The sequence below is a fragment of the Bradyrhizobium lupini genome, from assembly GCF_040939785.1.
GTDB classification, from domain to species: Bacteria; Pseudomonadota; Alphaproteobacteria; order Rhizobiales; family Xanthobacteraceae; genus Bradyrhizobium; species Bradyrhizobium canariense_D.
Genome location: NZ_CP162553.1, coordinates 6,833,469 through 6,858,719 on the forward strand (window position 1 = coordinate 6,833,469; position 25,251 = coordinate 6,858,719).

The 25,251-nt window shown below is 59.0% G+C and carries 20 protein-coding genes and 3 pseudogenes; 13 read left to right on the forward strand and 10 right to left on the reverse strand.

Features of this window, described 5'->3' with window-relative positions; all coding sequences use genetic code 11:
* The first annotated feature begins 152 nt into the window (after positions 1-152).
* Complete coding sequence (locus AB3L03_RS32655; protein WP_368507754.1) at positions 153-884, forward strand: YihY/virulence factor BrkB family protein; 732 nt, start codon at positions 153-155, stop codon at positions 882-884.
* On the forward strand, positions 838-1,059 hold the full coding sequence (locus tag AB3L03_RS32660; protein ID WP_368507755.1) for a YhjD/YihY/BrkB family envelope integrity protein: 222 nt from the start codon (positions 838-840) through the stop codon (positions 1,057-1,059). Before AB3L03_RS32655 ends, AB3L03_RS32660 begins: the two co-directional genes overlap by 47 nt.
* On the opposite strand, the gene AB3L03_RS32665 is transcribed toward AB3L03_RS32660, so the two are convergent.
* The 3 genes from AB3L03_RS32665 to AB3L03_RS32675 form a co-directional block, all read right to left on the reverse strand.
* Entirely contained in the window at positions 1,022-2,398 is a 1,377-nt protein-coding gene (locus tag AB3L03_RS32665; protein ID WP_368507756.1) for a DUF2254 domain-containing protein, read from the reverse strand. The two genes, AB3L03_RS32660 and AB3L03_RS32665, sit on opposite strands and share 38 nt — an antisense overlap.
* 83 nt (positions 2,399-2,481) lie before the next feature.
* Positions 2,482-3,240 (reverse strand): PRC-barrel domain-containing protein, encoded by a 759-nt coding sequence (locus AB3L03_RS32670; RefSeq protein WP_368507757.1) that lies wholly within the window; start codon positions 3,238-3,240, stop codon positions 2,482-2,484.
* Between the two features lie 74 nt (positions 3,241-3,314).
* Entirely contained in the window at positions 3,315-3,737 is a 423-nt protein-coding gene (locus AB3L03_RS32675) for a BA14K family protein (protein WP_368507758.1), read from the reverse strand.
* Between the two features lie 473 nt (positions 3,738-4,210).
* Between AB3L03_RS32675 and AB3L03_RS32680 the strand changes: the two genes are divergently transcribed.
* The 6 genes and pseudogenes from AB3L03_RS32680 (at position 4,211) to AB3L03_RS32705 (ending at position 9,664) form a co-directional block, all read left to right on the forward strand.
* On the forward strand, positions 4,211-4,384 hold the full coding sequence (locus tag AB3L03_RS32680) for a DUF1328 domain-containing protein (protein ID WP_368507759.1): 174 nt from the start codon (positions 4,211-4,213) through the stop codon (positions 4,382-4,384).
* A 218-nt stretch (positions 4,385-4,602) separates the two neighbouring features.
* Entirely contained in the window at positions 4,603-4,977 is a 375-nt protein-coding gene (locus AB3L03_RS32685; protein ID WP_368507760.1) for a hypothetical protein, read from the forward strand.
* A 427-nt stretch (positions 4,978-5,404) separates the two neighbouring features.
* Entirely contained in the window at positions 5,405-7,144 is a 1,740-nt protein-coding gene (locus AB3L03_RS32690; RefSeq protein ID WP_368507761.1) for a molybdopterin-dependent oxidoreductase, read from the forward strand.
* Positions 7,145-7,278: 134 nt separating this feature from the next.
* Positions 7,279-7,599 (forward strand): hypothetical protein, encoded by a 321-nt coding sequence (locus AB3L03_RS32695; RefSeq protein WP_368507762.1) that lies wholly within the window; start codon positions 7,279-7,281, stop codon positions 7,597-7,599.
* A gap of 389 nt (positions 7,600-7,988) precedes the next feature.
* Positions 7,989-8,084 (forward strand): annotated as a pseudogene (locus AB3L03_RS32700) (hypothetical protein); the annotation flags it as partial.
* Positions 8,085-8,464: 380 nt separating this feature from the next.
* The gene (locus tag AB3L03_RS32705) at positions 8,465-9,664 is read left to right on the forward strand and encodes a PQQ-binding-like beta-propeller repeat protein (protein ID WP_368507763.1); all 1,200 of its coding nucleotides are present in this window, start codon (positions 8,465-8,467) and stop codon (positions 9,662-9,664) included.
* A 1,161-nt stretch (positions 9,665-10,825) separates the two neighbouring features.
* On the opposite strand, the pseudogene AB3L03_RS32710 reads toward AB3L03_RS32705, so the two are convergent.
* Positions 10,826-10,930: pseudogene (locus AB3L03_RS32710) on the reverse strand (hypothetical protein); the annotation flags it as partial.
* 402 nt (positions 10,931-11,332) lie between these two features.
* Here AB3L03_RS32710 and AB3L03_RS32715 point away from each other — a divergent pair.
* Positions 11,333-12,250: a diacylglycerol kinase family protein gene (locus AB3L03_RS32715; RefSeq protein ID WP_368507764.1), complete on the forward strand. Its 918-nt coding sequence runs from the start codon at positions 11,333-11,335 to the stop codon at positions 12,248-12,250.
* A 57-nt stretch (positions 12,251-12,307) separates the two neighbouring features.
* On the opposite strand, the pseudogene AB3L03_RS32720 reads toward AB3L03_RS32715, so the two are convergent.
* Positions 12,308-12,447 (reverse strand): annotated as a pseudogene (locus tag AB3L03_RS32720) (IS3 family transposase); the annotation flags it as partial.
* A 441-nt stretch (positions 12,448-12,888) separates the two neighbouring features.
* Here AB3L03_RS32720 and AB3L03_RS32725 point away from each other — a divergent pair.
* The gene (locus AB3L03_RS32725; RefSeq protein WP_368507765.1) at positions 12,889-14,049 is read left to right on the forward strand and encodes a sensor histidine kinase; all 1,161 of its coding nucleotides are present in this window, start codon (positions 12,889-12,891) and stop codon (positions 14,047-14,049) included.
* Between the two features lie 130 nt (positions 14,050-14,179).
* Here AB3L03_RS32725 and AB3L03_RS32730 read toward each other — a convergent pair whose 3' ends face one another.
* Positions 14,180-14,980 (reverse strand): Crp/Fnr family transcriptional regulator, encoded by an 801-nt coding sequence (locus AB3L03_RS32730; RefSeq protein WP_368507766.1) that lies wholly within the window; start codon positions 14,978-14,980, stop codon positions 14,180-14,182.
* Between the two features lie 371 nt (positions 14,981-15,351).
* Here AB3L03_RS32730 and AB3L03_RS32735 point away from each other — a divergent pair, with 371 nt between their 5' ends.
* On the forward strand, positions 15,352-16,065 hold the full coding sequence (locus AB3L03_RS32735) for a PRC-barrel domain-containing protein (protein WP_368507767.1): 714 nt from the start codon (positions 15,352-15,354) through the stop codon (positions 16,063-16,065).
* Here the strand turns inward: AB3L03_RS32735 and AB3L03_RS32740 are convergent, their stop codons facing one another.
* Positions 16,066-16,449, reverse strand: a complete 384-nt coding sequence (locus AB3L03_RS32740) for a hypothetical protein (protein WP_368507768.1) — start codon at positions 16,447-16,449, stop codon at positions 16,066-16,068.
* Positions 16,450-16,751: 302 nt separating this feature from the next.
* Between AB3L03_RS32740 and AB3L03_RS32745 the strand changes: the two genes are divergently transcribed.
* Positions 16,752-17,741 (forward strand): mechanosensitive ion channel family protein, encoded by a 990-nt coding sequence (locus AB3L03_RS32745; RefSeq protein WP_368507769.1) that lies wholly within the window; start codon positions 16,752-16,754, stop codon positions 17,739-17,741.
* A gap of 1,471 nt (positions 17,742-19,212) precedes the next feature.
* Here the strand turns inward: AB3L03_RS32745 and AB3L03_RS32750 are convergent.
* Positions 19,213-20,463, reverse strand: coding sequence for a cation:proton antiporter (locus AB3L03_RS32750; RefSeq protein ID WP_368507770.1), 1,251 nt, complete (start codon positions 20,461-20,463; stop codon positions 19,213-19,215).
* Between the two features lie 320 nt (positions 20,464-20,783).
* Between AB3L03_RS32750 and AB3L03_RS32755 the strand changes: the two genes are divergently transcribed.
* Positions 20,784-21,014 (forward strand): hypothetical protein, encoded by a 231-nt coding sequence (locus tag AB3L03_RS32755; protein ID WP_368507771.1) that lies wholly within the window; start codon positions 20,784-20,786, stop codon positions 21,012-21,014.
* Between the two features lie 684 nt (positions 21,015-21,698).
* Here AB3L03_RS32755 and AB3L03_RS32760 read toward each other — a convergent pair.
* Positions 21,699-22,373 (reverse strand): response regulator transcription factor, encoded by a 675-nt coding sequence (locus AB3L03_RS32760; RefSeq protein ID WP_085402319.1) that lies wholly within the window; start codon positions 22,371-22,373, stop codon positions 21,699-21,701.
* The gene (locus AB3L03_RS32765; RefSeq protein ID WP_368507772.1) at positions 22,345-24,438 is read right to left on the reverse strand and encodes an ATP-binding protein; all 2,094 of its coding nucleotides are present in this window, start codon (positions 24,436-24,438) and stop codon (positions 22,345-22,347) included. The genes AB3L03_RS32760 and AB3L03_RS32765 overlap by 29 nt, the downstream gene beginning before the upstream one ends.
* Between the last annotated feature and the right edge of the window lie 813 nt (positions 24,439-25,251).

Genomic DNA, 25,251 nt, shown 5'->3' on the forward strand with positions numbered 1-25,251 from the left:
CCAAACTTGCGGGTACGCTTTCGGAGGGCGGTGCTCTCTTGGCCCGGCAAATTCATTTCCTCGAGCGGCCCTCAGCGCCCGTTGAGATGGCCATTCATCTCTCGACGATGGCGTGGAACGCCAGCAGCAGCTGAGGGGCTTTGTGTGCTTTCGTGAAAGCTGGCTACGGGATCAACCTGAACGGAAAGGCAAATTGCAACGTCGAGGTGGTAAGCGCCGGTGGCCCCGGACTTGTGCGCAGGCTCATCTCCGTCGCGGCCGCCGTTTGGGCCAAGCTGGACGATCACAACATTTCGATCTTGTCTGCCGCCGTCGCCTTCTATTCCTTTCTCTCGATTTTCCCCGCCATTGCCGCGCTGGTGTCAGTCTACGGTCTCGTTGCCGACCCCAACGATATCGTGCGACAGCTCAATGCGCTCCAGATCATCCTGCCAGGTGAGGCGACTGCGCTCATTTCAGAACGATTGAAAGTGCTCGAGCAAGGCACGCATCCGCCCTTCGGCCTCGGGCTGATGGTCAGTGTAGGGATCTCGATCTGGAGTGCGCGTTACGCCACCGGGACGCTCATGACCGCCTTGAACGTGACTTACGCGGTTTCCGAGGAGCGTGGGCTTGTTGTCTTCAATGCCGTCGCTCTGTCGCTGACCGTGGCGTTGATCATCCTCGCAGGCGGCGCCGTGATCCTAATTGCGTTGATTCCCCTCCTGCTCAGCTACCTCCCAATTCCAGCCGGGTGGAGGGCTACGGCAATGTTGATCCGGTGGCCGCTGCTCGTGTGCATGATCATCGCGATTGTCGCTCGCTCTACCGCTACTCACCCAACAGGTCGAAGCCGACATGGGACCTTGCTTCGGCCGGCGGGCTCCTCGCTACGACCGGATTGATTGCCGGTTCTTGTGCATTCTCAACCTACGTGAACACGTCGCAGCCTATCAAAAGACCTACGGATCGCTCGACGCAGTTGCCGTGTTGACGACATGGCTCTGGGTCGCAGCTTACTTCATCCTGGCGGGCGCCGAGCTCAACGCCCAGATCGGAAGGGGGCTGACTCAGCGTTAGCCTTTGGCGTATCAAGACCCGACAGAGGCAAGATCTCTTCGGTGAATCGCCCCATCGGACCTGCCCGGACCATCAGAGTAAACAGCTGATGTCGGCCTTCGACGTCCTCCCTGTCGCTGCGAGCGGCAATCAGGCGATGAGCGTCCGCAAGGACGAGGTCGGCGTGGCTGGAGAGCGCCGAGAGCCGGGCGGGATCGCGCTCGCAGCTTGCGACCTGGGTCATCACCTCGATCATCCGGATCGACACTGCAGGTTGCGCGCCTGCGCTTTGCCGGATCATATGGAACATCGTCCCGAGCAATTGATCGTATTGCACATGCGGCACCACCAGGACCGGCTGACTTCCTCGGATCGACACCCCTGATGGCAGATGCAGGGGCACAAGGTCGCACAGCGCCGCGCCGAGTCGATCCAGGACCGAGAGGGCGGTGTGCGGATCGTTGATGCCGGGGGAAAGAGCCCTCACCGCGACTTCGACAAGTTGGCGAACGGCAAAGCGCAGATCGGAAGCAATGCTGCTTGTTGCGCCCAGCGCCGTCGCATTCCGGATAGCCGCTTCGGCACCGTCGACGGGAGGGTTAACCAGAGCGACGGTCGCCCCCGGGAAAACATAGTCGCCGGGGCCGATCAACAGCCGAATGGTAACTCTATGCTTAGCCGCCCAGGTGGCCAGGCCCTCTTCGTCAAGATGTTGCAGATAACCGCGCCGCGAGTCCTTCAGGGGCAGGGAGCCGATCCAGTACTCGCCCGGAGGAGGTTTCGGCTGCGGATCCTTGACGGTTAGCTGGCGCATAGCGCCGCCGAGGTCTTCACTGACGAGTTCGACGACAGTTTCCACGTTGATCCGGCCGGCAACGTGACCGACGAAATAGACGAGCATCGCCACACAAGCCAGAGCGAGCAGAATTCCAACGCTCAGTGATAGATGAGGGACGAAGCCGCCCTCGGGCTCCGTCCGAATGCTTCTCAGCACCACGAGGGTATAGCAGAATGTGCCGAGCAGCATCCCGAGCGTGGCTTGATTGCCGCGATCGCGGACGAAATTGCGCAGGAGCCGCGGCCCCATCTGACCAGCAGCGAGAGACAAGGCGGCGATGGTAATGGAGAACACCGTTCCCGCGACGCCGATCGTCGCGCCGGCGACTGTGCCAAGCAGGGTACGCGCGCCCGTCGCGCCGCCATCGTACAACCAACCCTGCAGATTTGCGAGCGACACATTGCTCCGGTCGATGTGAACGAGAGCGAAGGCGCCGCTCAGGCTGCAAAGCACCACGAGCATCGGGACCAGCCAGAATGTCTCGCCCAGATCAGCCAGCAGTTTTTCAGCGCGGGCAAGCATGCTTTAAGCCGGCAAACCGAATCGACTTGGAAGCAACAGCCGGAAGGTGGAGCGGTTCCGCCGAACCGCTCCACCTCACACTATTACCCGTTGCTTGGGTACTTGAACTCAGGCGCCGACTTCAACTGGTCGGCCGTCGTGTCCATCGTAGCGGTCCACTTCTTGGCCGCATGATCGAACTTCAAATTGATCGCCGAAGGTCGTACTGCAACGTAGTGGTCACCGATGCCCAGGAATCCTCCCACGGAAAGAATATAGCCGTCGATGCCGTTTTCATTCAGCGCAACATCCTTGATCGTGCCAATGTCCTGTTTCGAGTTGTTGTACACCTGCAGACCCACCAACTGCGAGCTCAGGCCGTCCTTGGGAGGCCCCGACGTGAAGGCCCCGCCGGGGTGATCCAAAGTCGCATTGGCGCTGCCGCTGGATGAGTTTGCGTCTGAGGAGTTCTTCTGCGCATTCGCCCCGATCGTTTTCACCTCGGCGAAAGTGTTGGGGCCAACGAACATCGTCACCGGATTTCCTGACCGATCTCTAGCCTCCACCAGGAACGACTGCGGCCGTACCTTTACGTCGGAGAAACCGGCCTGCTGCAAGTCGTTGACCATCTGCTGCCGAACGCTCGCCTCGCTACTGTTTGACTGGATCGCGTCGGCCTTGTTTGTTCCCTTGTTGCTGGTGGTGCTGCCACCATCGGCGCGGTGGTCCACCGACTGGTTGGGAGGCGAGTTCTGCACAGCGCCATGATCCGCAGGACCGGTGGCTCGCGGTGCGTTTTGCGCCACCGCAACGGATGATACGCCAACAAGAAATGCCGCAGCCAAGAATGAGGTTGCCTTCATAGGTAGATCTCCTTTTGCTCAAGTTTCGGATTTTTGACGTGCCGAACAGCGGGGTGCCGCGGGACACCTCCGGCCTAGGGACATGGGTGCCTGATGCCGTCGTAGCCCATGTAGGTCCCGGAGCTCGGGTCGTACGATTTGTACCGCTGGGAACAATACGTGTTGTTCTCAGCAGCTTGCGCCCGGCTATTGGCGAGGGCGCTTCCAATCGCCGCACCTGCCACAAAGCCGCCTACGGCTGGGCCCCAGCCCCGACCATAGCGGTGCCGGTATCCGTCCCGCCAATGATGCCAACCATGGCGGCGGTTATGCCTCCATTGAACCTTCACCAGATTGGCGTCGTTTTTGGCTGCTCCACTCGCCGTTATCATCGGCGCTGCCTGCATCGGCGCTGCCTGCGCCGCTCCAATCGGGACCGCCAGAGCCAGCACGGCAGCCGCGCCGCACCATTTATTCGAGTGATAACAAGTCTTCATACGCTCTGCTCCTTGCTGCATGCCATCAACGGAAATGCGCGAGCGGCGGTGCCGTTGCAGAGACACTCGGTACGGATGTGTACCTCAGTGCTGGCCGCAGTCGCTGCTGGCGCTGAGTGCAACTCTTGCGAAACGAGCTTCAGCTGCGAAACGAGCTTCGCCAGCCGTTGCGGAAGCGGACAAACTTTGCGCGAATTATTCGGCCGCGGCTTGATCACCGCGATGACCAGTGACAGTCCTGCACCAACGTGAGGCCAAGGCATGTCTCCTTGTGGCGCAGAGTTCTCGGGTCAGGCAAGCGCTCGAATGCAGTGCTAGTCAGGAGTACGTTAGCGCACCCACCCTGTACCGTGGCAGGGCGTTTTGATCGGAACGCCCAAAATTCATGGCGATTGTCGCAGGGTAGGCCGACAGCGCTTTGCGAACGGTCGACCTCGATCTATCAGTCACGGAATTGGCATACCTGTCTGTGACGAAGCCGGTAGGAGCGTGGCATGCTTAAGTGGGCGTTGATATTTTTTCTAGTGTCAATTGTGGCAGGATTCTTGGGCTTCAGTGGAATCGCCGCTGGCGCATCCGCGATCGCCAAGTGGCTATTTTTCGCGGCCGTCGCGATTTTCTTGATTTTCCTGGTCCTAGCCTTCGTGGCAGGTGAGGTGCTTCTCTAGCTCTTGTTAGGGAGCGTCACGGCGGGCAAAGGCGATCCGTAGGTTCGGCGAACCAGCGGCCGCAGTTCGTCGTCAATCATCAACGTTCAAACCGAGGGGCTCGATAGCGATACGTGCCAGAGATTTGTGGCGTTTCAGGAGTCTGTCACTACGGAACTCTGGCAAGCTCGCACGCGGTCGCTTCCGTTGAGAGCTCATAAGTCGTTGGAGAAGATGCCGTGTCCAGTAAGCAGATCGGAACTATAGCGGCCGGGATTATTGCTGCGTCCGTTGTGTTAGCGAGCTCGGAAGGAGCCAAAGCCCTGGAGTGCCCCACACCTCATCCGAACCACTCGGACTTGGCATTACCTCAAACCCAAACGGAGATCAGATCTTATTCTAAGCTCATTGCCGCGCAGGGGGGGCGAGCAATACCTACCATCCTTTATGGGCTGAAGAGCCGCTATCCTCACGCGACCGACGCTGCGCTGACAAACTTCATGATCGGCTTGTTCTGTCCATTAATCAAAAACAATGCGGCGTTGTCGGAGGAGCAAAAGAGGCGCGCCCTGAAGGTGATCGCAAAGAAAATCTACGCCCGGATAGCCGAGTGAAGCTGTTGTTGTGGTACCCGACTGATGAGCGTTGGCGTATGCGATCGAGTGCCTGTTACTAGCCCTCGCGCAGCGACCCACCCTAAACGGGCACGACCGCACTGTGGTTAAATCGCCATGCTTGAAGACGCAGCAAAGGGGGCCGAGCAGCCTGTGCGGGTCCAGAGAGGCCAAAGCGCGGCGGCAGGAGCTAAGACGATAGCCAGAGAGAAGGGTTCTGAGCTGAACCCCGGCGGCAGTCTTTGGTTGGTCCGTTACCGCACAATGCACAGCGATAAGTCGGAACGCAAGATCCTGCGTTCATGTTGTTAGGTACCGCTGTTGTCGCTGCCGCGAAACTGTGGTGCGAGCTCCCACGCACGCAGCTCCCTAGAACACTTCGCGTTCGAGATCCGCAGAGCGGGCCGTCAGAGCGACGAGAGGCAGAATGCACGACTCTGTCGAAATCAAACATGCGCGGGATGGAGCAATCAACGACACGCTGAGCTCGGCGGATGATCGGATCGTGCTTTCGAAATGGACGCCACCCCGTGAGGGCATCGTTCCGCACATCCGGCTCGGGAATCGATGGTTCAACGTTTTGTGGGTCATCCCACTCGGCGCTGCAGCATTAGTCCTCCTGATAGCCTTGGCGCAAAATCTTCGAGAGCTCTCAACCGTCCAAAACTTCATCAGACGGTATCCAGGAATCGCGCAAAACGCACCCTCCGTCGATACTGGTTTTCCATGGTGGCTCCAGCTCCAGCATTTCTTGAACATGCTCTTCATGATGTTGATCATGAGGGCGGGCATCCAGATACTGGCCGATCATCCTCGCCTGTATTGGAACAGGGATTGTACGCCAGGCACAGAGTGGTTCCGGTTTCAGCACCCCGTACCCAAGGATCGTATCTGGACCGCAAAGGACGATGCGGTGAGCCTTCCGGGCTGGCTCGGCATTCCCGGGCTGCGCCACACCATTGGCCTCGCCAGGTGGTGGCACTTCTCTGTTGATCTTCTTTGGGTGCTGAACGGCCTCGTCTTCTACGTCATGCTGTTCTCCACGGATCAGTGGCTGAGACTTGTGCCCCTGACGTGGGACGTCTTCCCGAACGCCCTCTCGACCGCCATCCAGTACGCCTCCCTGAACTTTCCGACGGAATCCAGCTGGACCCGCTATAATGGTCTGCAGCAGCTCAGCTACTTCGTGACGGTCTTCATAGCGGCGCCGGTTTCCATTGCGACAGGACTCCTGCAGGCTCCTGCGATTTCCAACCGTCTAGGCTTGCTCGGGACCGTGCTCAACCGGCAGGTCGCCCGCTCGATACATTTTATCTCATTCACCTGGTTTGTCTTCTTCATCCTCGCGCACGGGATAATGGTTTTTATCACTGGGTTGCGGGAAAATACCAACCACATGTTCGCTGGGGTGAAGAGCCAGCACTGGGTCGGATTTCCGCTGTTCCTGCTGGCGCTCATTTTGGTGGGCTTGGCTTGGTGGGCCGCTTCGCCGTTCACGGTCAAGCACGCCCGTCTGGTGCAAAAGACAGGGCGTCTAATGGTCGGCTGGATAAAGGCCGTCGCGGAGTGGTGGGCACCGACCGCGGAGTTGCGCAAATCTGACATATCGCCGCATTTCTGGCCGAACGGCACTATGCCCAACTCCGCCGAATACGAACGTCTGCTCAAAGGCAAGTTTCGCGACTATCGCTTGCGGGTCGGCGGGCTAGTGGAGACTAGCCGGGAATTCTCGCTGGCCGATCTCAAGCGGATGCCGAAGCAGAAACAGATCACCACCCATTTCTGCATCCAAGGATGGTCGGGCGTGGCCGAGTGGGGCGGCGTGCGCATGAGCGATATCCTTGATGCGGTGAAGCCCTTTCCAGAGGCTCGCTACGCCGTCTTCTACTCGCTCGCGGACGGCTCTGACGGAGGCCGCTACTACGACGTCCACGAGATGTTCAACATGCGTCACCGGCTGACAATCCTGGCCTACGAAATGAACGGTCATGCGCTCAGTGTGCTGCACGGCGCGCCGCTGCGGCTCCGGTGTGAGAACGAACTGGGCTTCAAGATGGTCAAATGGATCGAAGCCATAGAGTTCGTACGCGAGTTTAGCGATCTCGGCGCCGGACAGGGCGGTTACAACGAGGATCATGAATTCTACGGCTACCGAATGCCGATTTGAAACCGGACGCTTCCGTCCTCGGCCGGCTGCGACCACAGAAGAGAAACGTGAGGAAACGAATGGTTAGAACATCGGCTCGGCCCACGAGTTATGGGCTTTGGGTGCTGCTCTCTAGTTCTCTAGCTGGCTGCATCGTGGCAGGGATCGCCACTTTTGATCAGGGCAATGGAATCGCCCATTCCGGCGGAGCCTATCTCGTGCTGGTCACCACCCTCCTTCTCGCCGCGGCGTCTCTGTTCCTCGCGCTTTATCAACACAAACGCAAATGGCTAAGGGTCGTTCTTGCCGTCCTCGTCTTGTTCGATCTCCTCGGCACCGCATTTGCCGCCTACTTCCTGGAGACGCCAATCCTCGTCGGATCCATGGCATTCGGGCTCGTCGGATGGATTGTCTACATTCTCTCAAATCCGAGCCAGAATAATTTTTTACTCGCCTCTTCAAGGAGCAACAGATGAGTACAACCCACGGAATTTCGTTCTCTTTGGCAGCGTGCCTCCTGCTCCTTGCGGCCCCCTCCCTCGCATTCGGACAATCAAAGGGCCCGGCGCAGACTGCAGGCGAACCATTGTCTGTCGGCCAGGATGGAGTTGCAACAAATGGCTCTGCCAACCGACTGCCGAGTGGAGAGGAAGGCTCCTCCGAGGCGACTGCTCAGGTACAGCCCTCACGCAAGGGACCTGACAAGTGGATGAACGCGCGGAATACGTGGGGGACATTCAACGGTGACCTCAACGCACAGAAGTTTTCGACGGCCGACCAGATCACGCCCGAGAACGTCAAGGGCTTACGGAAGGCCTGGGAATACCACACGGGCGACGTCTCTGACGGTACTGGCGAGAAGCCAATGAGCGTTTGGTCCGCGACGCCGCTGTTTGTCAACAAAACCCTGTATGTCGGCACTCCGTTCTACCGGATCGTAGCGCTCGATCCGGGTACCGGAAAAGAGAAATGGAAGTTCGACCCCCACGCGGTGCTCAAAGCGCTGACGCAGCCGGACCTGAAGAACCGCGGCGTAGCCTACTGGCAGGCCGAGAATGTGCAAGGTGGAATGGAGTGCCAGAAGATTGTCTACATCGGCACGATGGACGCCAAGCTCTACGCCGTCGACGCCGACACCGGCAAGTCTTGCAGCGATTTCGGTCAGCATGGCATGGTCGATGTCAACCAGTGGAACACCGTGAATGCGAAATGGCCGCTATCGCTTCTGCAGCCGCCGACCGTTTATCATGACACACTCTATCTCGGCTGGGCAGGCAAGGACTGGGCTGACGAGCAGGCTCCCCGGGTACCGTATTTGCGCTCGACGCCCGCACCGGAAAATTGAAATGGACCTTTCACGCGCTCGACCCCACCATTGCTCAGCACAGTGGGACCTCAAACGTCTGGGCATCAATCTCGATCGACGCCGAAAGGGGACTCCTTTACATCCCGGTGAGCTCCCCGAGCCCCAACTTCTACGGAGGGGATCGGAAGGAGAAGATCCCGCTGGCAACCTCCGTAACGGCACTCGATGCGGAGACAGGCAAGATGGTCTGGAGCCGGCAGCTCGTGCACCACGACATTTGGGACCTCGATACCAACGCAGCGCCCACCTTGGTCGACCTGGAGAAGGACGGAAAGAAGGTCCCTGCGCTAGTGCAGACGACAAAGCAAGGCTTCCTGTTCGTCCTCAATCGCGAGACCGGGGAGCCGATCTATCCTATCGAAGAACGACCGGCGCCGAAATCTGACGTCCCGGGCGAAGAGGCTTCGCCAACACAGCCGTATGTGGCGACGCCAGCTCCCACGATACCCGACAAATGGCCGGGCGTGTTTCCGCTCGCCGACTGGATCGGCTTCGGCAGTTGCAGCCGGGAAGCCAAGAAGCTGCGTTACGACGGTCGCTTTACGCCTCCCAGTCTGCAGGGCACGATCACATATCCTCCGACAACGGGCGGGACCGAATGGGGCGGCGGCGCCATCGATCCGCGCACGGGCGTGTTCGTCGTGAACTCCAGCAGCGTCGTGCAGATCTATCGGCTGATCAAGCGCGAAGATTTCAAGCAACAGGCGCAAAATGGCGAAAGCTCAGGCTACTACGCTCAGGAGGGGGCTCCATACGGCTTCAAACTGGAGACCTTCCTCAACTGGGCCGGTATGCCGTGCTGGAATCCGCCTTATGGCATGATCGCAGCTTATGATCTGAAATCGGGTAAGCGTCTGTGGAATGAGCCTTTTGGGCAAGTGCAGAAATACGGGTTCTACATGCCGAAATCCTGGGGCTCGGTGACGATCGGAGCACCCGCGATTACCCAATCAGGCCTGATCTTCATAGGCGCATCGATGGATTCGCGGGTGCGCGCTTTGGACCTGAAATCGGGTACGGAATTGTGGAGTAACCTGGTCGATGCGCCGGCTGTCGCCATGCCGGCCATCTATAACTACAACGGGAAAGAATACGTAACATTTGTGGTGGGCGGCAATTCGATCCTTTTGCCGAAGGTGAGTGATCAGGTGGTCTCTTTCGCTTTGCCGGGCTGAAAAACAGGAGCTAAGGCGGCGGGCTGCGGCAACCGAGATCAACGCGATGCTGCTTTGGAGACCGTGCCCATAAGCGGAAGGCACAAGACCGTATCGAACCCGCTACTCGGTCACTCGAACCTTTCCCGACGGGAGGCGTTTTGGGAGGAGAGAGCGAAGGCGGGTTGCCGTGAAACGACAGCGTTGGCGAGTTCTTTGAAATGGCGACGAATCAAACAACCCGCAACAGAAAGGGCGAAGCAGATGACGCGAGCAGATAGGATCGCCAGGCTTAACGAGAAAGTGAGCAGGCAAGTCGAGCGCCGCCGGCAAGAAGCGGATCAGCTAGGTCCCCCGTTTCCGGAAGCGAACTGTAAAGCCAAAGAACCAGTGATCCAGTCCGAAGAGTCGCTCAAGCCCGAGTAGACGCTGGCTCGAATGACGCACCAGAGTTGAACAGAGATTGTCGGGCATCCGGTGAGCCAGAGAAACGTGAGATTCATGCGGCGAAGGAAGGCCCATTGATGGCTTCGAGTGTCCATAGTAACCATGCATCCGCTGCGTCACCACCACGCCCTTCTGTGCTCGACGCGAATGTACCTATTGAGAACACCGACCAGTTGCGTATCGCGATTGATCAGGGGAGGAGCCGGGAGAAGGTCGACGCCCCGGATCCTGCGGCGGCTCCGCTCGGGACAGACGACGAAGCAGGCGGATCGCCGGATAGTGCAGGTCAGGTTCGCCTAGCTGCTGCGCAAGAGGTGAGGGCTTGGCCTGGCGCGGAGCGACAGCGGAGGTTTGGCCTCGGTAGTGCATGGTGGCTTATCGGATTTTCGGTGTTCATGAGCCTTGGTATTCTCGTTTCCTTGCTTTGGGTTAGAACCTAGAACTGATGTGTTAGTCGCGACCGTAGGGTATTAGCGGCTCCGCCGTATAGTGCAAGTTGGCGCCGCAGCTGACCGCTTGTGCGGCGACGAATCGAGTTCGAGTTGCTGCCAGAAAGTGCCACGCCTCGCGTCCGGCCTATCCGACCAACTGATCTTCGATCACGACGCGGCTATGTTGGCCCTCCCGGCGGCGGAGGGCCCCGCTGGTGCTTGGCGCGCGCCCCTCTCGGTCCTTTCCTACCACGGAAAGGGGCCTTCAGGTGCGACCTCCAAACTGAAGCTCAGAAGGTTCTAATCAGCACAACGCCAGCGAGTACGGCCACACTCGTTGGCGTCGCAGTGACTGCGACTGTTCTATGATGTCAGCGGCAACGAGAACCTCCAAGCCAAGTAGGACCGGCCGACCGGTGTCTTGGCGGAAGAGTCGGTACCCATCTGGCTGCTCCGGAGGGCGAACAAGTACCGGCCCGTTGCGATCAGCAGCCCGACGATGATCGGAAGTACACCCGCAACATTCTTAGCCCCGCCACACGGGCCCTGTCCTGCTTCAGGCCCCGATGGCTGTGCGAAATCCTCTTCTTCATGTCCATCGCACGGTCCCGATCCGGGCCTGACGAGAGAAGGTCCGCAATCAGACAGGAGCGGACCTCCTTCGGCTTTCATTCGTTACACGCAAGTCGCACGGCCGGCTCGCACCCAAATGCGCCGGTCACTCAGCGAGGGATGGGTCACCAAGGGACGAACAGGCGTCTCACACCGACGCACGATCAGCAGAAGGTCAGCCCGAAGGTAAAATGCGAAAATGATCACTCGTAATGACCGGCAAGTATCCGATCGTCGCGCCGAAAAAGAGGCTATCGAGCGCGAGATCAAAGGAATCCGCCGAGCAGTTCTCATCGTGAATACGCGTTCGCGGCGAGGTGCAGCCAACTGGTCGGAAGCCAAGGAACAGCTTTTGCAAGCAGGGATCGTACTTGATGGAGTTTATCCGGTTCGGAATGCCGAGAAGCTGCCGGACATCGTCCGTGACGAAATCGCCAAAGGACAAAAGCTCATCATTGTGGGTGGCGGGGACGGAACTGTTAGTTCGGTTGCGCGCCATTTTCGCGACAGGGGCGTAGTTTTGGGGCTTCTGCCGCTGGGAACAGCCAACAGCTTTGCTCGGGCCTTGGGGATACCGCTCGATCTTCAAGGCGCCATCGATGTCCTGGTCGACGGCAAGGTCGCTGATGTCGATCTTGGCACAATCAACGAGAGCCATTTCGTCAATGGATCCTCGATCGGAATGCCCTTGATCGTCGGCCGTGCCACACCTCACGTTCTGAAGAAATATTTTGGTCGCGCTGCCTACGCCCTTGTCGCCGCAGGCAAGTTCTTGCGATTTAAGCCGTTCCTCTGCGTTGTTACCGCCAGCGGGGTGGAGCACGTGTTCGAAGCGCTGGACGTCCGTATTGCGAGTGGAGGCTACCAGGGCGGTGTCCTGGTCGCCCGCGAAGCGAAGCCGGACGACGGGACCATCATGGTGCAGATCCTGACAGGACCATCCAAGTGGACAATGGCCAAGGAATGGGGCCGGCGGGCGTTTGGCGCCCCCTTTGGTGCGGCGAATACTGTTTGCCTAAAGGCTCCGGAATTCTTGATCGATACGGACCCGAGCCAGCATGTCTCGGTGGATGGTGAGGTCATTACGCAGACCCCCGTTCACGCGCGCTCCTGTTGATGACGCCGAATGCTTTCATAGATCGGAATGAGGCGACGCAACGTCCCTCGGCATCGTAGGAACCAGCATCGGAGCTTGGTCTCGATCGCCCGCTTGCGGCCACAACGCCGACGCACCGCCAGCTTCTCTTCCCGATGGAGCCGGAAGAGCTTCTTGTGGTTCATCAAATACCCCTCCCGCCTGAGCAGAACATGCAGCCAGTCCGGCATCGCTGAGTTCGTTCCCGAGCAGGGCGCCCGTCCGGCCAAAGCCGACCAGAAGTGCGTCGAGGGAGGACCATTGTGCCGCTTCCTAACCTTGTCTGGTCCATTGCGGGCGCCCGTAGGTGGAAATGGACGGCAACGGGTATTGCTCACCGTGCCGTTTGACCGAATCGCCGAGCAAGAGGACCCGTCGCATGACAAAGCCGAGACCCGGGCGTGGGCCAGCTTGGCCCGACACGATAGCTCCTCCTGAGGAAACGTGCCAACAGGCTGTGCTCGTTCTATGCTCTACGTTCTACGAGCCCTAGCCGGAGAGGCGACGATGTTTCCCTTTGATCCCTTTTTCCGTATTTTTCCGGACTGATATTTCTGGTTATCAAAATAGTAGGCTGTCTTCAGTGATCGGTTGGTAGACGCTTAGCAGGGTACAAGGCAATGCAGCCCGAAGTCGCATCCGTTTTCATCACTGATCAGCTTGCCCTCAGGGGTGCGGTGCGTCCGCGACTTTTTCAGGAGCGGCTGCCCATGCGGGATCTCGCCCGCGCTATGATTGACAATCCGCAGCAACTGCTCCCCGTTCTCGTTGATACGGCTATGGATCAGTGCGAAGCGGTGTCTGGCGGCATGAGCCTTTATGAGACTGAGCCTGCACCTGGCATTTTCAGATGGCATCACCTTCGCGGGGACCTGCAGCAGTTCAATGGCGCGGTGACGCCAAGGTTCTACAGCCCCTGTGGTGTTACCCTTGATCAGAGGAAGCCCATTTTGGTGCAGAGGCCCGAGCGCGTCTACCAGTGGCTTCAGGACGCGAACGTCTCCTTGCCTGAATGTCTGCTCGTTCCTCTCTACAGGGGTGCAGACGAGCCGCTTGGAACCTTGTGGCTTGTCTCTAAAGATGAAGGTCATTTCGACGCTAACCATGCCCAGATCGCAACCGAGATGGCGTCGTTTGCAGGCTTGGCACTCCGGCTGGCCGACCACGACCGAAAATTGGCGGCGGCGCTCGAGCGTCAGGAAATGCTTGTTAGGGAAATGTCGCACCGAATGAAGAACGTACTATCCGTTGTTCAGTCGCTGCTAAATATGGCGGCGCATCGCGAAAGTACGGCTCAAGACTTAGCGCAAGCCATGGCCCGCACGTTGCAGGCGCTTTCAGCGGCGCATGACACAATGCGCACTCCTTCGGATGAACGAAACGCGCCGCGCTCAACTCTAAAGGGTCTTCTTAAGACTATACTCCTACCGTACTCAGGACACACGAGTTGGCTGGAAGGTGCTGACATCCCGATCGGCCCGAACGCAGCCAACGTGCTCGCACTCATCTTCCATGAACTCGCCACAAATGCCGCCAAATACGGCGCGTTCTCATTGCCCGGGGGAAGGCTCGACGTCATTTGGCAGGAAGGTGATCGCGTTCGCCTGACGTGGAAAGAGAGTGGCGGCCCGCTGCTTACGGGTGAACCAAAGACCAGCGGTTTCGGATCTCATCTCGCAGCGAAAAGCATCATTGCCTTGAGGGGATCCCTGACACGCAGTTGGGGGAATAGCGGGCTAAATGTGACGATCGATGTACCCATGGCTCAGCTGAACTCGTGACTTCGAACACAGTTCAGAGAACTGCTTTGAGGTGACAGGCATCCACACTGACGGCTTGGCTGCTTCGGTCAAGGCACCGGAGACAGATTCGCTCTGGAGTGCCGGCCGCCGCAGTGTGACCAGCTTGCAATTACGAACAAATCTCTCGCGTATCGGTCGCACTGAGGGAGTTCTCATGGGCAGACAAGATCACACGATAGCAGTTGCAGGACATCTCCTTCAGGCGCGCCTTATCCAAAACCTCGATGTGAGCACGGCGTTGCATGACGATGCCTCGCCCTTCCATTTCGCCCATGGTTGCTGTGATGCCAGCGCGCCGTACTCCGAGTGCCTGCGCCATGCATCGATGCGTGAGCGGGATTTCGTCAGAGGCTAACTTGTCCTGTGCAACCAACAGCCACCGAGCCAGCCGCTGTTGCAAGCTGTGTCGTGAGTTGCACGCTGCAAGTTGCGAGCTTTGGATCAGAGTAGCCTGAACATAGCGCAACAGCAATTTTTCGATTTCGGTGCGTGTCCTCACCAGTTCAATCAGTGCATCAGCTTCTATTTGCAGCGCTCTGCCCGGAACCTGAACGATGCACCGGTGAGAGGAGACACGCATTCCAAGGATCAAAGGAATGCCGATGAAGTCCTTGGCTCCGATGGTCTGGATTTCAACTGGAAGGCAATCTCCGGCCCTGGCGGTCAAGGAGGCTGCGCCGTCTTCGAGGAAGTAGGCATACTTTAGCGGGAGATTCCGCTCTTGCAACATTTGTCTCGGGGTCAGGCGTACCTCGCTGCAACGTTCAACCAGCAGGCTGCGTGATGAAGATGATAGCCGACGGATCAGATCGTTGCTTGATCGGCGGGCAGGCGGCGCTTCCTGTGCCGGTTTGAGCGATCGCGTCTGACTTGACGGCGCAAGCCCGCTTTCGAGTTCTTCCCTCAACATGATCGCCTCCGTGCGAAAACCATTTGTCCAGATGTGGGGAGGGTGCTCTCCGTGTCACAGTCAGGCTGAAGTGAAGGTGGGTCAGGAGAAACCTGACAATCAGCAGGACCTGATCCACAGGCTTTGCGACTTCGTCTACCCGAGGCGCTCAAGCACCGGGAACGAAACGGATCGTGAGCGAAAGCATGCTGAACGCTTCGCTGGCTCGTGGGCGCATCTGCGCTTTCCAGGGAGGGCTCATAGTTGGACGCGGGCTCCCTGTGCTTGGCACGGCAGCGGACCATCTGTTGGGTGATGCGTAGAACTAGAAGCGCCGCAAGCGATTGTGAGTAAGGAGCAACGGTCGCATCTCAGGTCGCAGGAGTATTGGAATGCGTGGTAAGAGCAGGATCGCCCTCGCACTTCTTCTTGGTGCAATTGCAAACTCAGCTCTTTCCGGTATCGGACGAGCCGAGACGGCGAAGCCGGTTGGGATGGAACAGCCGGCCCAATCCCAGCAGTTCGCAAACACGGTTTATAGCGGCTACCGTGCCTCCCGGTTGCTCGGGAGTGCGGTGTTTTCGCTGAAAGGTGAATATTTGGGGAGCGTCCGAAACGTGATTGTTGCAGACGACGGGCAGATCGTTTCTTTGGTCGTTGAGGGATTTAGAACCAAGGACGAACCGGAGTTCATCTCTCGAATTCCGTTCAAGCGGGTACTACGGCCGGTTCATGAAGGCGCTATCGTGGCGGACTTCTCCGACTTGAGGTCCCGAGAATATGGGCTCTTTTTTGATCCCGGTCAGGCGCAAGAAGAGTCGCACGAGTTCTCGATCTCGAAAATAATTGGAGACTACGCGCGTTTGCAGGCAGGCCAGGGTTACGGCTATGTCTCCGATTTAGTATTCGATAGGGCCGGAAAGCTTGCGGCAATCGTAATATCTCGGGAAGCGTCTGCCGGTGGAGGCACCTATGCCTTCCCGTACCCGGGCCAGACGGGGCAGTGGAGCCCGAAACTAAGCTATTACGGCCTGCCTTACGTCACGGCAGATCAAGCAAACAAAGCCGGTCTGCGCCTCGACATGAAGGAGTTTCAGAACTCGTGATCACGGCGGCGGTAGATTGTTGCCCCGGTCTCCTCCGGATCCATCGCTGGCTTCACGCCGGCGGCCTCGAGCTCCTTCTTGACGCCATGTGATGCCGGCCTTGCTGGCGAGCGAGCGCGAACAGGTGACGAATTCGGCGTTGAACCGCTCGATATCCTCCGTCGGGACGATCGTGACCGGGCAGCGGTTCACGGGGTTGATCACGGTGACGGCGCGCAGGTGACCGCCTGCGATCAGCTTGCGGGTGACCTTGTCGGCGACGAGCAGCCTGTCTGCCCACCCCTCGGTGGTGAGCCGCCGATGTCGGCGCCGCGGACGAGGGCGGACCTCCTCCAGGTCCAAAAGAAGGGCCATGTAGTTGCGCTGGCAGGCGAACCCGGCCATCCGCGTCGGGCGGCTGTCGAGGACCGCCCGCGTGACGTCGACCGAGCCGCAGCAGGCCAGCCTGCGGCGCTCGGGACAGCCTGGGTGGGCCCGGCGGCCGCGACGGGCATGGCGCCATCGAGCAGGCGGACCAGGAAGGCGTCCAGGTCCTCGGGCGCGAACGTCGCGGACGGATAGGGTGGCCGGAGCCACCGCCTGAACCAGGGAAGCGGTCTTCTCGGCATCGTTTGCGTGGCGGCGAGTGGAACCCCGTGGCCTCCGCGGCGTCGTCACAGCATCTTTGATTCAGCATGAGAGCAGAGGTGGAACCCTCACACGCACCCGGGTTCAAGCTTTTCGGTGTCCCTCTGATCGGCGCGACGCCCGAAAACGCACATAAGCTTCTCTTGACGATCGGCCTCGTAGGATGCGTGCTTGCGCTCGGATGGGGGCTGCGCAGAGTCGTCGCGCTCGGGCAAAGACTGGTCAGTTGGCACAGAGTCCTGTTTTGGGTGCGGCAGGCGATAAATCTTCTGCTCGCTGTGACCCTCGTCCTCGGTGTGCTCTCGATCTGGTTTGATGATCCAGCGCGGCTCGGTACCGCCGCTGGTCTTCTGTCGGCGGGGCTCGCTTTTGCTTTGCAGAAGGTCATCACAGCAACGGCAGGATACTTCGTGATCCTAAGGGGCCGAACATTCAACCTCGGTGATCGCATCGTGATGGGAGGCGTCCGCGGAGACGTGATCGCGCTGAGTTTCATGCAGACTACCATTCTTGAGATGGGGCAACCTCCACCCGTTCAGTCGGATTCGCCTGCAATGTGGATTAGAAGCCGTCAATATACGGGACGCATCGTGACTGTGTCGAACAGCAAGGTGTTCGACGAGCCGGTCTACAACTACACCAGAGAATTCCCGTTTATATGGGATGAAATTAAGATACCGGTACGGTACCAGGATGACCGATCAAGGGTCGAGGAGTTGCTGGTCGACGCCGCGCGGGCGCATACCGCGGGTTTTAAGTCGACGGCCGAAGAGTTCTCGGACGAAATGAAGCGCGTCTACGGTCACACAATGTCGGACTTTGATCCCCGCGTTTACTGGCGATTGACCGACAATTGGCTCGAGTTGACGCTTCGCTTTCTCGCTCCAATCCACGGTGTTCGCGAGCTGAAGGACGCGATCAGCCGGGACATCTTGTCGGGCCTCGATGGCGAAGGAATTTCCGTGGCTTCTGCGACCTACGACGTCGTTGGAATGCCAACTTTGCGGATCTCGGCAGATGCTCGCCCAGGGGCCCCGCCTGCTTCTTAGCACGCCAGATCCGCTCGTTGCGTTGCGGGTAGGGTGGCGTCACAGGGCGCCCTGACCCACGACGCGGATCGGGATGATTAGTACCAAACACGAGAGCGTAGCGACCATTGCAGCGCGGATGAGCGCGTGCCAGCAACAGGCAAATTTAGCCGTACAGTAGCTTCCCAGCAAAGTGCCTGTCCGGCGCGTTCGTCCGATGGGTGAATGTGCGGGCACTTCGCTAGAAGCGCGGTGCATCACCAACGATGATACGCGCGGATGACCGCGTGATGATGATGATGCCGGTGGTACCTTGGCGCCCAACCGTAGCTATGACGCCAAGGGTGTGCGTGCCGGACGGTATATCCCCACGGCCGCGGCGCGGACCAGCCGTAGCTATAGCGCCAAGGCCGAGGCCCCCAAGCGTACGGTCGCGGTCCCCAGCCATAGCCTCCCCAGTAAGGCGTATAGGCGTATGCTGGATAATACCCACCGTAACTGTACGTGTACCGGTAGCCGTAGTACGGCGGTTCATAATAGTAGGGAGCCGCGATGGCGGAGCCTATCAACGCTCCTGCAAGTAGTCCCGCGCCGATCCCCCAGCCGCCACGCCAGCAGAATCTGCGTGAGATTATCCTGCACTGTGGACGTGTGCTGCGTCGGGCTCGCGGCAGCCGAGAGCGCGGTCAATGGTGCAGCCTGGCTACTGCCCACCGGAGAAATCGCGATGAGGCCGGTGAGAGAAAGCGCAATTGTAAATCTCCGCATCTGTGGCTCCTGTAGCTTCAGAATGCGGTCTCAACTTGAGCCTGCTATCTTGGTTTCTGGCGTCAAGAGTTTAGGACACTTTGTCGCGCCGAGTGCCCGGCCAGAGTCGCGAGTGTACGACACCGTACCAACTGAGAGGACACCGAACATGGCCCGGCAACGATCAACCCAATCAAGAGAGTGCTCAAACCGGTTTGGGAGAGTATCCTAAGTGCGGGCGGCAGCGAGACCGTTGGTTTCTGAATCCATCGTGCGATGACATTTTCATCCAACAGCTATATCGTCAAAGCAAGAGAGCGATCCAAGCGGCAAGGGCTGGAGACTGTGCCAGAGCCACAAGGATCGCCGGCGCTGCGCGCCTGCAAGTGCCCCGATGCAAGTTCAGCAGGGCCGCAGATAGTGGCAGGGCAAGCCGATGAGGAGGACCCATCCAGGAGCAGGCCGCACGATCAGCATGTCGACAGCCGAGAAACCAGAGCTTAAGCGTAGCCACGGAGCTCTCCATCAACTTCGCGGCCGCGAGGTCGCCACGCCGTTTTCAGGTGAAGCGCCATCGGGCCGGCGCGGCAATGGCGGTCCGCTCTGCCTCGCCCCGCCTGAACGATATAGTCGGCGTCCTAACCAAACGCGCGGTCGCAGATGCTGGCATCGACAGCTGCGAGGATTGAACCGGGTAGAGCGAGCGCGTCTAGCCCCGCGCTTAAACGACAGTTCGAGACGAGACTTATTGTCCGACCGTCCGCTTTGCCACCCAGCCTAGAGTCGAGCCTTGGATGATGATGCTGAACAGGACGACCCCATAGGTTGAGGCGAGCATTGCGGCCTTGGCCGGGTTATCCGGCATGGACAGGGCGAGTGCAACTGAAATTCCGCCTCGGACGCCGGCCCAGGTGAGAAAAGGCGCGTTGCGCAAGGAGAGCAGCCGAGTCCATCCGAACAGAAATGGTTGAACCGAAACAGAAACAAAGCGGGCGAAGAGAACGATTGGCACCGTCGCTGCTGCCAGACCGAGGCTGCGAGGATCGAAGCGCAGTATCAACGTCTCGAGCCCGATGAGCAGAAAAAGGACCGAGTTGAGAATTTCGTCGATGAGGGTCCAGAGCGCGAACAGATATCCTTGTGTCCGCTCACTCATTGCGTATCGAGGTCCTCGGTCGCCGATGAGTAGGCCCGCGGCGACCATGGAGAGCGGGCCACTGACGTGCAGATGCAGCGCAAGTGCGTAGGTTCCAGTGACGAGGGCAAGCGAGATCAGCACCTCGATGGCGTAGTCGTCGATGAGCCGCATCGCGCGATACGCAACATAGCCAGTCAACAAGCCCAACATTATTCCTCCACCAGCTTCGCGAACGAGTAACTCAGCGACATCGGCGGCCGAAACCTGACCGCCGTCTCCGGTGCTCGCAAAGCGAAGCATGATCGTGAACAGAACAATCCCGACGCCGTCGTTGAACAATGCCTCGCCTTCCGTCTCGATCTGCAGCTCTTTGGGCACTTTGGTGTTGCGAAGCGTACTCAGGACAGCAACGGGGTCAGTCGGGCTGATCAGTGCGCCGAACACGAATGCCCAAGCCAACGATACGGGTAGGTTCAAAAGGCCGCAGATGAACCAGAACATCAGGCCTACGAGGACGGTTGAAATTGAGGTGCCGAGGACGGCCAGAATAAATACCGGAATGGCGCGGCTTCTGAGTGTGTCCAGATCTACGTGCAACGCGCCGGCGAACAGCAGAAATGCAAGCATCCCATTCACCACGACTTCGGCAAAGTCGATCTGCCGGAGCCCATTGGCAAGCTGGTCTAGTAGTTGAATCGTCGGAAACGCCGCATCCAAGCCGATCAGGAGCAGTGACGTCAGGACGCTCATTACGAGAAGACCTACGCTGCGGGAGAGCGGCAGGAACTTGTGATTGAGCCAGCCGAAGACGGCACACAATGTAAGCAGAACGGCAGCGATATCCATCAGCGAAAGCACGACAGGCTCCCTTGTGCTCTGGCGAGAGTGCCTGTTCACTCCCTTCCATTAAGGCCGCTGTTCGCTCTACTCATTGAAGGCAGTGCGTTCGAGATGGCGACTTTTGAAACGTTAATAATCAAAAGCAACTTCGGCAGTTCCTGCGGGACATGTAAGCGGACTAGGATGCGCCTCAATCCCAACCCGTCTCCGCGACCGAGTCAGCCGTCGATTCTGCATCTGCGGCGAAAGATCGCGACGACGATTGTCAGTATCGTCGTTCACTCCGCATTCATTGGACCGACCTAGAGTGCGGAGGGGGCGTACGACAAGGAAAAACTATGAAGAAAATCGCCTATGGATTTGCGGCCGCTGCTTTGCTTGCGGGCACTCAGTTCTTGGTTCCTGCCAATGCGATGATGGCGCCACCGGTCGGCGCCGCGGCAACATCCGAGACGATGCAGGCTGGCTATCACTATCATCATCATCGGAGGGTCTGCACCGTGCGGACCGTAGTCACCCGCGGCTATCATGGTCGGCGTATCGTCAAGCACGTGCGTGTCTGCCGATAAACGCAAACTTGGAGGGCCGTCGATCGGGGCGGCCCTCACCTTGCATAAGAGCAATCTTTGCGCAGTGAGATGGGTGCGCCGCACGTTACATCGGAAGCTGACGCTCAAGAGTCCGGGAAAATCGACGTGCCGCGATCTCCAGCGCCGCGATACAAAGAGCCGTGAACAACATACCGAGCACCAGGAGCACCACGACTGTATCCATGATCGAGCGAGTTCCTGCAAAGGATCGGGGCGACGAATCTGACTTCGTCATTCCTCGGTGTCGGTTGCCACACGCCTATTGCCGTCAAGCAATCGCGTATGCCGAGAACAGAAGGCAGGTGAGATAGATGCAAGCGAGGCAAATGCCAGCGGTTCTCGCCGTGCGGGCATCTAGCCGCGAGCTCGTTCGGGTAGCGAGCCCGGGCAGTATCTCATACTGTGCAAAGAGCTGGCGACCGGCACGTCCTCGAAAAAGTACATTTCTCATGTGTGCCTCCACACAAACCTGATCCGATCCAACAAGGTGCGGAGCGCAGAAGCCGGAAAGAACGTGGCCGGCGATCCGCGTTGGTTCTCTCGTCCGCTTCACGCAAGATAGTGGACGGCGTCCCATCGGTCAGTCAGGAGATGAGCGGGGCTTGTCGGGATAATCCTGACGTCCGCACGTACGCACGGCCGTTTGGCCCACCTACTTCCCGGTCAAACTTGATCCGCACTCTTTCCCGAATGGCTCAACCAGCCAAGGGCCACGCCGTAGCGCACTATGTCGGCACGCGTGAACAGTCCGAGCTTTTCGACCGCCCTGGCCTTGTAAGTTTCGACGGTCTTGATGCTGATGCTTAGCTGAGTGGCAATTTCCTTGTTGCTGAATCCTTGTGCGATGAATCTGAGGACCTCACTCTCGCGCGGTGTCAGCTCGCCGGCTGTGGAAGCGCCGGAAGACGAGTGGGCGCCCTGCGCCGATGGAAGTGCTTTCTCCGCTATTGCTGGATCCAGATACAAACCACCGCCAGCGATCGCGCGAACTGCGCGCTCGAGTTCGTCGGCCGCAGAGCGCTTCAGCAGATAGCCGCGAGCTCCCGCTTGCAGCATCGGCTGAACGTAGGCGTGATCCTCGTGCACGGTCAGCGCCAGAAGACGAACTTGAGGAAGCTGCGTCGCTAAGGTGCGAGCAACTTCGAGGCCACTGATACCGGGAAGTGAAATGTCCAGGATGGCAATGTCCGGTGTGGCCTGGCGAATGATGTCTAGGGCGGCCTGTCCATCCGTTGCTTCCCCGACGATCTCGATGTCATGCACGTCCTGAAGCAACGCCTTCATTCCGGCCAGAACAAGCGGATGATCGTCAGTCAACGTGATCCGGATCGGGCACATAGCCCATCTCCTCTATTGGCACCGGTATTCTCATGAAAAGAGAGGTGCCGTGGCCGGGTTCAGATTCAATCGCCAAAGATCCACCGAGCAGCGTGAGGCGCTCCTCGATGACGGACAGGCCCAATTTTGCGTGGCGGCTCTCACCCTGCGAGAATTCCTGAAAGTCGAAGCCGTTCCCGTCGTCTTCGACGACGATCCTAAGCTCCGTTGTGCGTCGGTCGATGACCACGCTGACGTTTCGAGCTTGCGCGTGTTTGACCACGTTGTTCACGGCCTCCTGGACGGCGCGGTAAACCGCGATTTCGACGTCCTGGCCGAGACGATCTCTTCTGCCCAGAGGCTGAAAATCAACGCTGATCCCGAACCGGCGCCGGATCTCCGCGCAGAATGCCTCCAGCGCCTTGTAAAGTCCCAGGTCATCAAGGGCGGTCGGGCGCAGGTCAGAGGCGATTTGATGGATATCGCGCCCAATTCCTCTCGCGAGTCCTTGCAGCCAATTGAGCCTCTCCAATCCGAGCTTGCGTTTGGGGCTCGTGCCCAGAAGCGGCTCCAGGTTCTTCAGACCGAGAAGTAGACCTGTGACCGTCTGGCCGATCTGATCGTGAAGCTCTCTTGCGATTCTACGGCGTTCATTTTCTTCCGCTTCGGAAAGACGTCGAAGCAGTTGCTGTCGCTCCAGCTCGGCTCGCTTGGTCTCGTCGATATCCAGAATGACGCCATACACGACGTCCAAGTTCTTATCATCGATGCGAGACAGCCGCCCGCTGGCCCGCAGCCACCGGCTGTGAGGGGGAGCGGTCCGGAAATCAGCAATCGCCACGTTTCCCGAACGGCAACTCAGCAAGGAAGCCTCAAAGTTCCGCTGGTCGGCGGGATCAATACAGCTCAGTATCCGATCGATCGGAAGGATCGTATCTCCTTCGGAGCGCGAACCGTCTATCCGGAGCATCTCTCGGGCGCGGGGCGACACGATCGCTTCTCTGGTCGCAAAATCACAGCTGAACACGCCGAGATCTGCGGCATCAATCGTCAGCCTCCGTCGCTCTTCACTTGCGCTGAGTGCCAATGCTGCCTGCGCTTCTTGCTCGCGCCGGCGAAGCGAAATGTCGCGTATGGTGTACCAGGCCAAAGTCAGAGCCAACACGAAGCTCAATACCCCACCCCCGGCTAGGAAAATGGCTGAGCGCTGGACGGGACCATTCAGTTCCTGCGTCGGTATTCCGAAATGGACCGACCATCCGCTGGTTCCGGGGATGACTTTGTAGATCGAGTCGACTTGTTCGCCGGCAGGCGTGGTTTTGACGTAGCTTCCTTCTGGCGCTGAGGCTATCGCCTGGCGGACCGTAGCGCTGGCAGATTGTCCGAGTTCGGATTGTTCACCGAAGGTGCGGGCGACGATGTTCCCCTTGGCATCGACCACGAAACCGACCCAGCCGGCCGGGGCTCCTGCGCTCTTCAAAATCTGGCTTATTGCATCAGGCACCAGGGCCACCGTGAGTACAAACTTCAATTGCCCATCGCGCTCTACAGGGGCCCTGACGGCCACCACGCGTTTGCCGGTGATGGGACCACGTGGCCCAATTCCGCCGATCGCCGGCTTTCTCGTTTTCAGGATCTGTTCGAAATTCTCTCGGTCGGCGGTGGCGCGCATCCCATCTCCGAGTGGACGGCTGACATCAAGCACCTGATTCCCATCAGGATCGACGAGCTGAATCGTCTGCCAAAGAGGACGTGCTTCGTTGACACGCGTCGCTTCGCGATAGAACGCGTCAAGGTCCGGCTTGTCGAGTGTTGCGGACGCCGCGACGGTCTCGGCGATCTCGAGCTGGAGACTGATTTCGGAGGCAAGCCGGTTGACGACGCTGTCGAGCGTCTCCACGGCGGCAGCCTGAGAGCCCCTGCGCTGCTGCTGCGCGTTCAGGAAAACGACCCAACCCGCAAAAAGCGCAAGAGGCATCGCTGCCGCGATGAAGACGAGGATCAAGGGGCGGCGGGCTGCGCGCCGGGAGATTGAGGTGGGGGCCTCCTTGCCGGTGGGTATCAAATGAGACAGCAAAACGCCCACGTGCTGGCACTTCCTCGATGTTTTCTGGGTCAGGTTTTTCCCGACAGGACTAACGGACGCCCCGACTCCCAGCATCGCTCGATCCGTCCCATCGTACAGGCAATCATTGTTGCGGTCTAGAATCGGGAATTGACATGGAACATCAGCATTGCCGCTGCTGCCGAGCGAAGGAGATCGTAGAGACGGAAATGTCATCGCAAGAAATCAAAGTCCGAACCGATATCGAGGTGCTGGTTGGGGCCTTGGAAGAGGCACAAAGGCTTCTTGCGACTTACGAGAGCCCTTGCTGCAATCGTAGCAGGGACGACATTCTCGCTATGCTCGAGTTCATCATATGCGACCCTTCCGTGAGAACTGCGCTGCTTCGTCAAAGGAGCGCAGCCGCCCTAGGGGATAGGTCTTGCGCGAGAGCGCAGCTCCCAACCAAACGAAACTCCCGAGCGTGCTAAAACGGGCGACACTTTGTATCCGTTCTTTGCCACTGTGTTTGTGATCGACGCGTCCAGAGTTTTGCTGCGTGGCGCCGCGGCGGGTGAAGGCTCCGACTGTGAGTGCGGCATCGGTAGTGGCCTAGCCGAGGCCGCCGGGGTATCAACGTCAGCTGACCCTTAATTCACTGGGGCATGCTGCTAGAAGCGATTATCTTCGGCCCACGCGCAGCAGCGTGCTCCATGACGAAACCCGGTGGCCCTCGAAAATCGTCAAGAGAGGTGCCCTCGACAAGAAGCCATACTCTGCGTCTGATCGCAGCTCCCTGCCTCCCGGAATGGGAGGCGCTCAGGATAGTTGTGCGCCAGAGTACAAACCGCCTCG

Excerpts from the sequence above, each read along its gene's own strand:
- AB3L03_RS32660 (WP_368507755.1), top strand. The coding sequence starts at position 838 with ATGGGACCTTGCTTCGGCCGGCGGGCTCCTCGCTACGACCGGATTGAT.
- AB3L03_RS32665 (WP_368507756.1), bottom strand. The coding sequence starts at position 2,398 with ATGCTTGCCCGCGCTGAAAAACTGCTGGCTGATCTGGGCGAGACATTC.
- AB3L03_RS32670 (WP_368507757.1), bottom strand. The coding sequence starts at position 3,240 with ATGAAGGCAACCTCATTCTTGGCTGCGGCATTTCTTGTTGGCGTATCA.
- AB3L03_RS32675 (WP_368507758.1), bottom strand. The coding sequence starts at position 3,737 with ATGCAGCAAGGAGCAGAGCGTATGAAGACTTGTTATCACTCGAATAAA.
- AB3L03_RS32680 (WP_368507759.1), top strand. The coding sequence starts at position 4,211 with ATGCTTAAGTGGGCGTTGATATTTTTTCTAGTGTCAATTGTGGCAGGA.
- AB3L03_RS32690 (WP_368507761.1), top strand. The coding sequence starts at position 5,405 with ATGCACGACTCTGTCGAAATCAAACATGCGCGGGATGGAGCAATCAAC.
- AB3L03_RS32715 (WP_368507764.1), top strand. The coding sequence starts at position 11,333 with ATGATCACTCGTAATGACCGGCAAGTATCCGATCGTCGCGCCGAAAAA.
- AB3L03_RS32725 (WP_368507765.1), top strand. The coding sequence starts at position 12,889 with ATGCAGCCCGAAGTCGCATCCGTTTTCATCACTGATCAGCTTGCCCTC.
- AB3L03_RS32730 (WP_368507766.1), bottom strand. The coding sequence starts at position 14,980 with ATGTTGAGGGAAGAACTCGAAAGCGGGCTTGCGCCGTCAAGTCAGACG.
- AB3L03_RS32735 (WP_368507767.1), top strand. The coding sequence starts at position 15,352 with ATGCGTGGTAAGAGCAGGATCGCCCTCGCACTTCTTCTTGGTGCAATT.
- AB3L03_RS32740 (WP_368507768.1), bottom strand. The coding sequence starts at position 16,449 with ATGGCCGGGTTCGCCTGCCAGCGCAACTACATGGCCCTTCTTTTGGAC.
- AB3L03_RS32755 (WP_368507771.1), top strand. The coding sequence starts at position 20,784 with ATGAAGAAAATCGCCTATGGATTTGCGGCCGCTGCTTTGCTTGCGGGC.
- AB3L03_RS32760 (WP_085402319.1), bottom strand. The coding sequence starts at position 22,373 with ATGTGCCCGATCCGGATCACGTTGACTGACGATCATCCGCTTGTTCTG.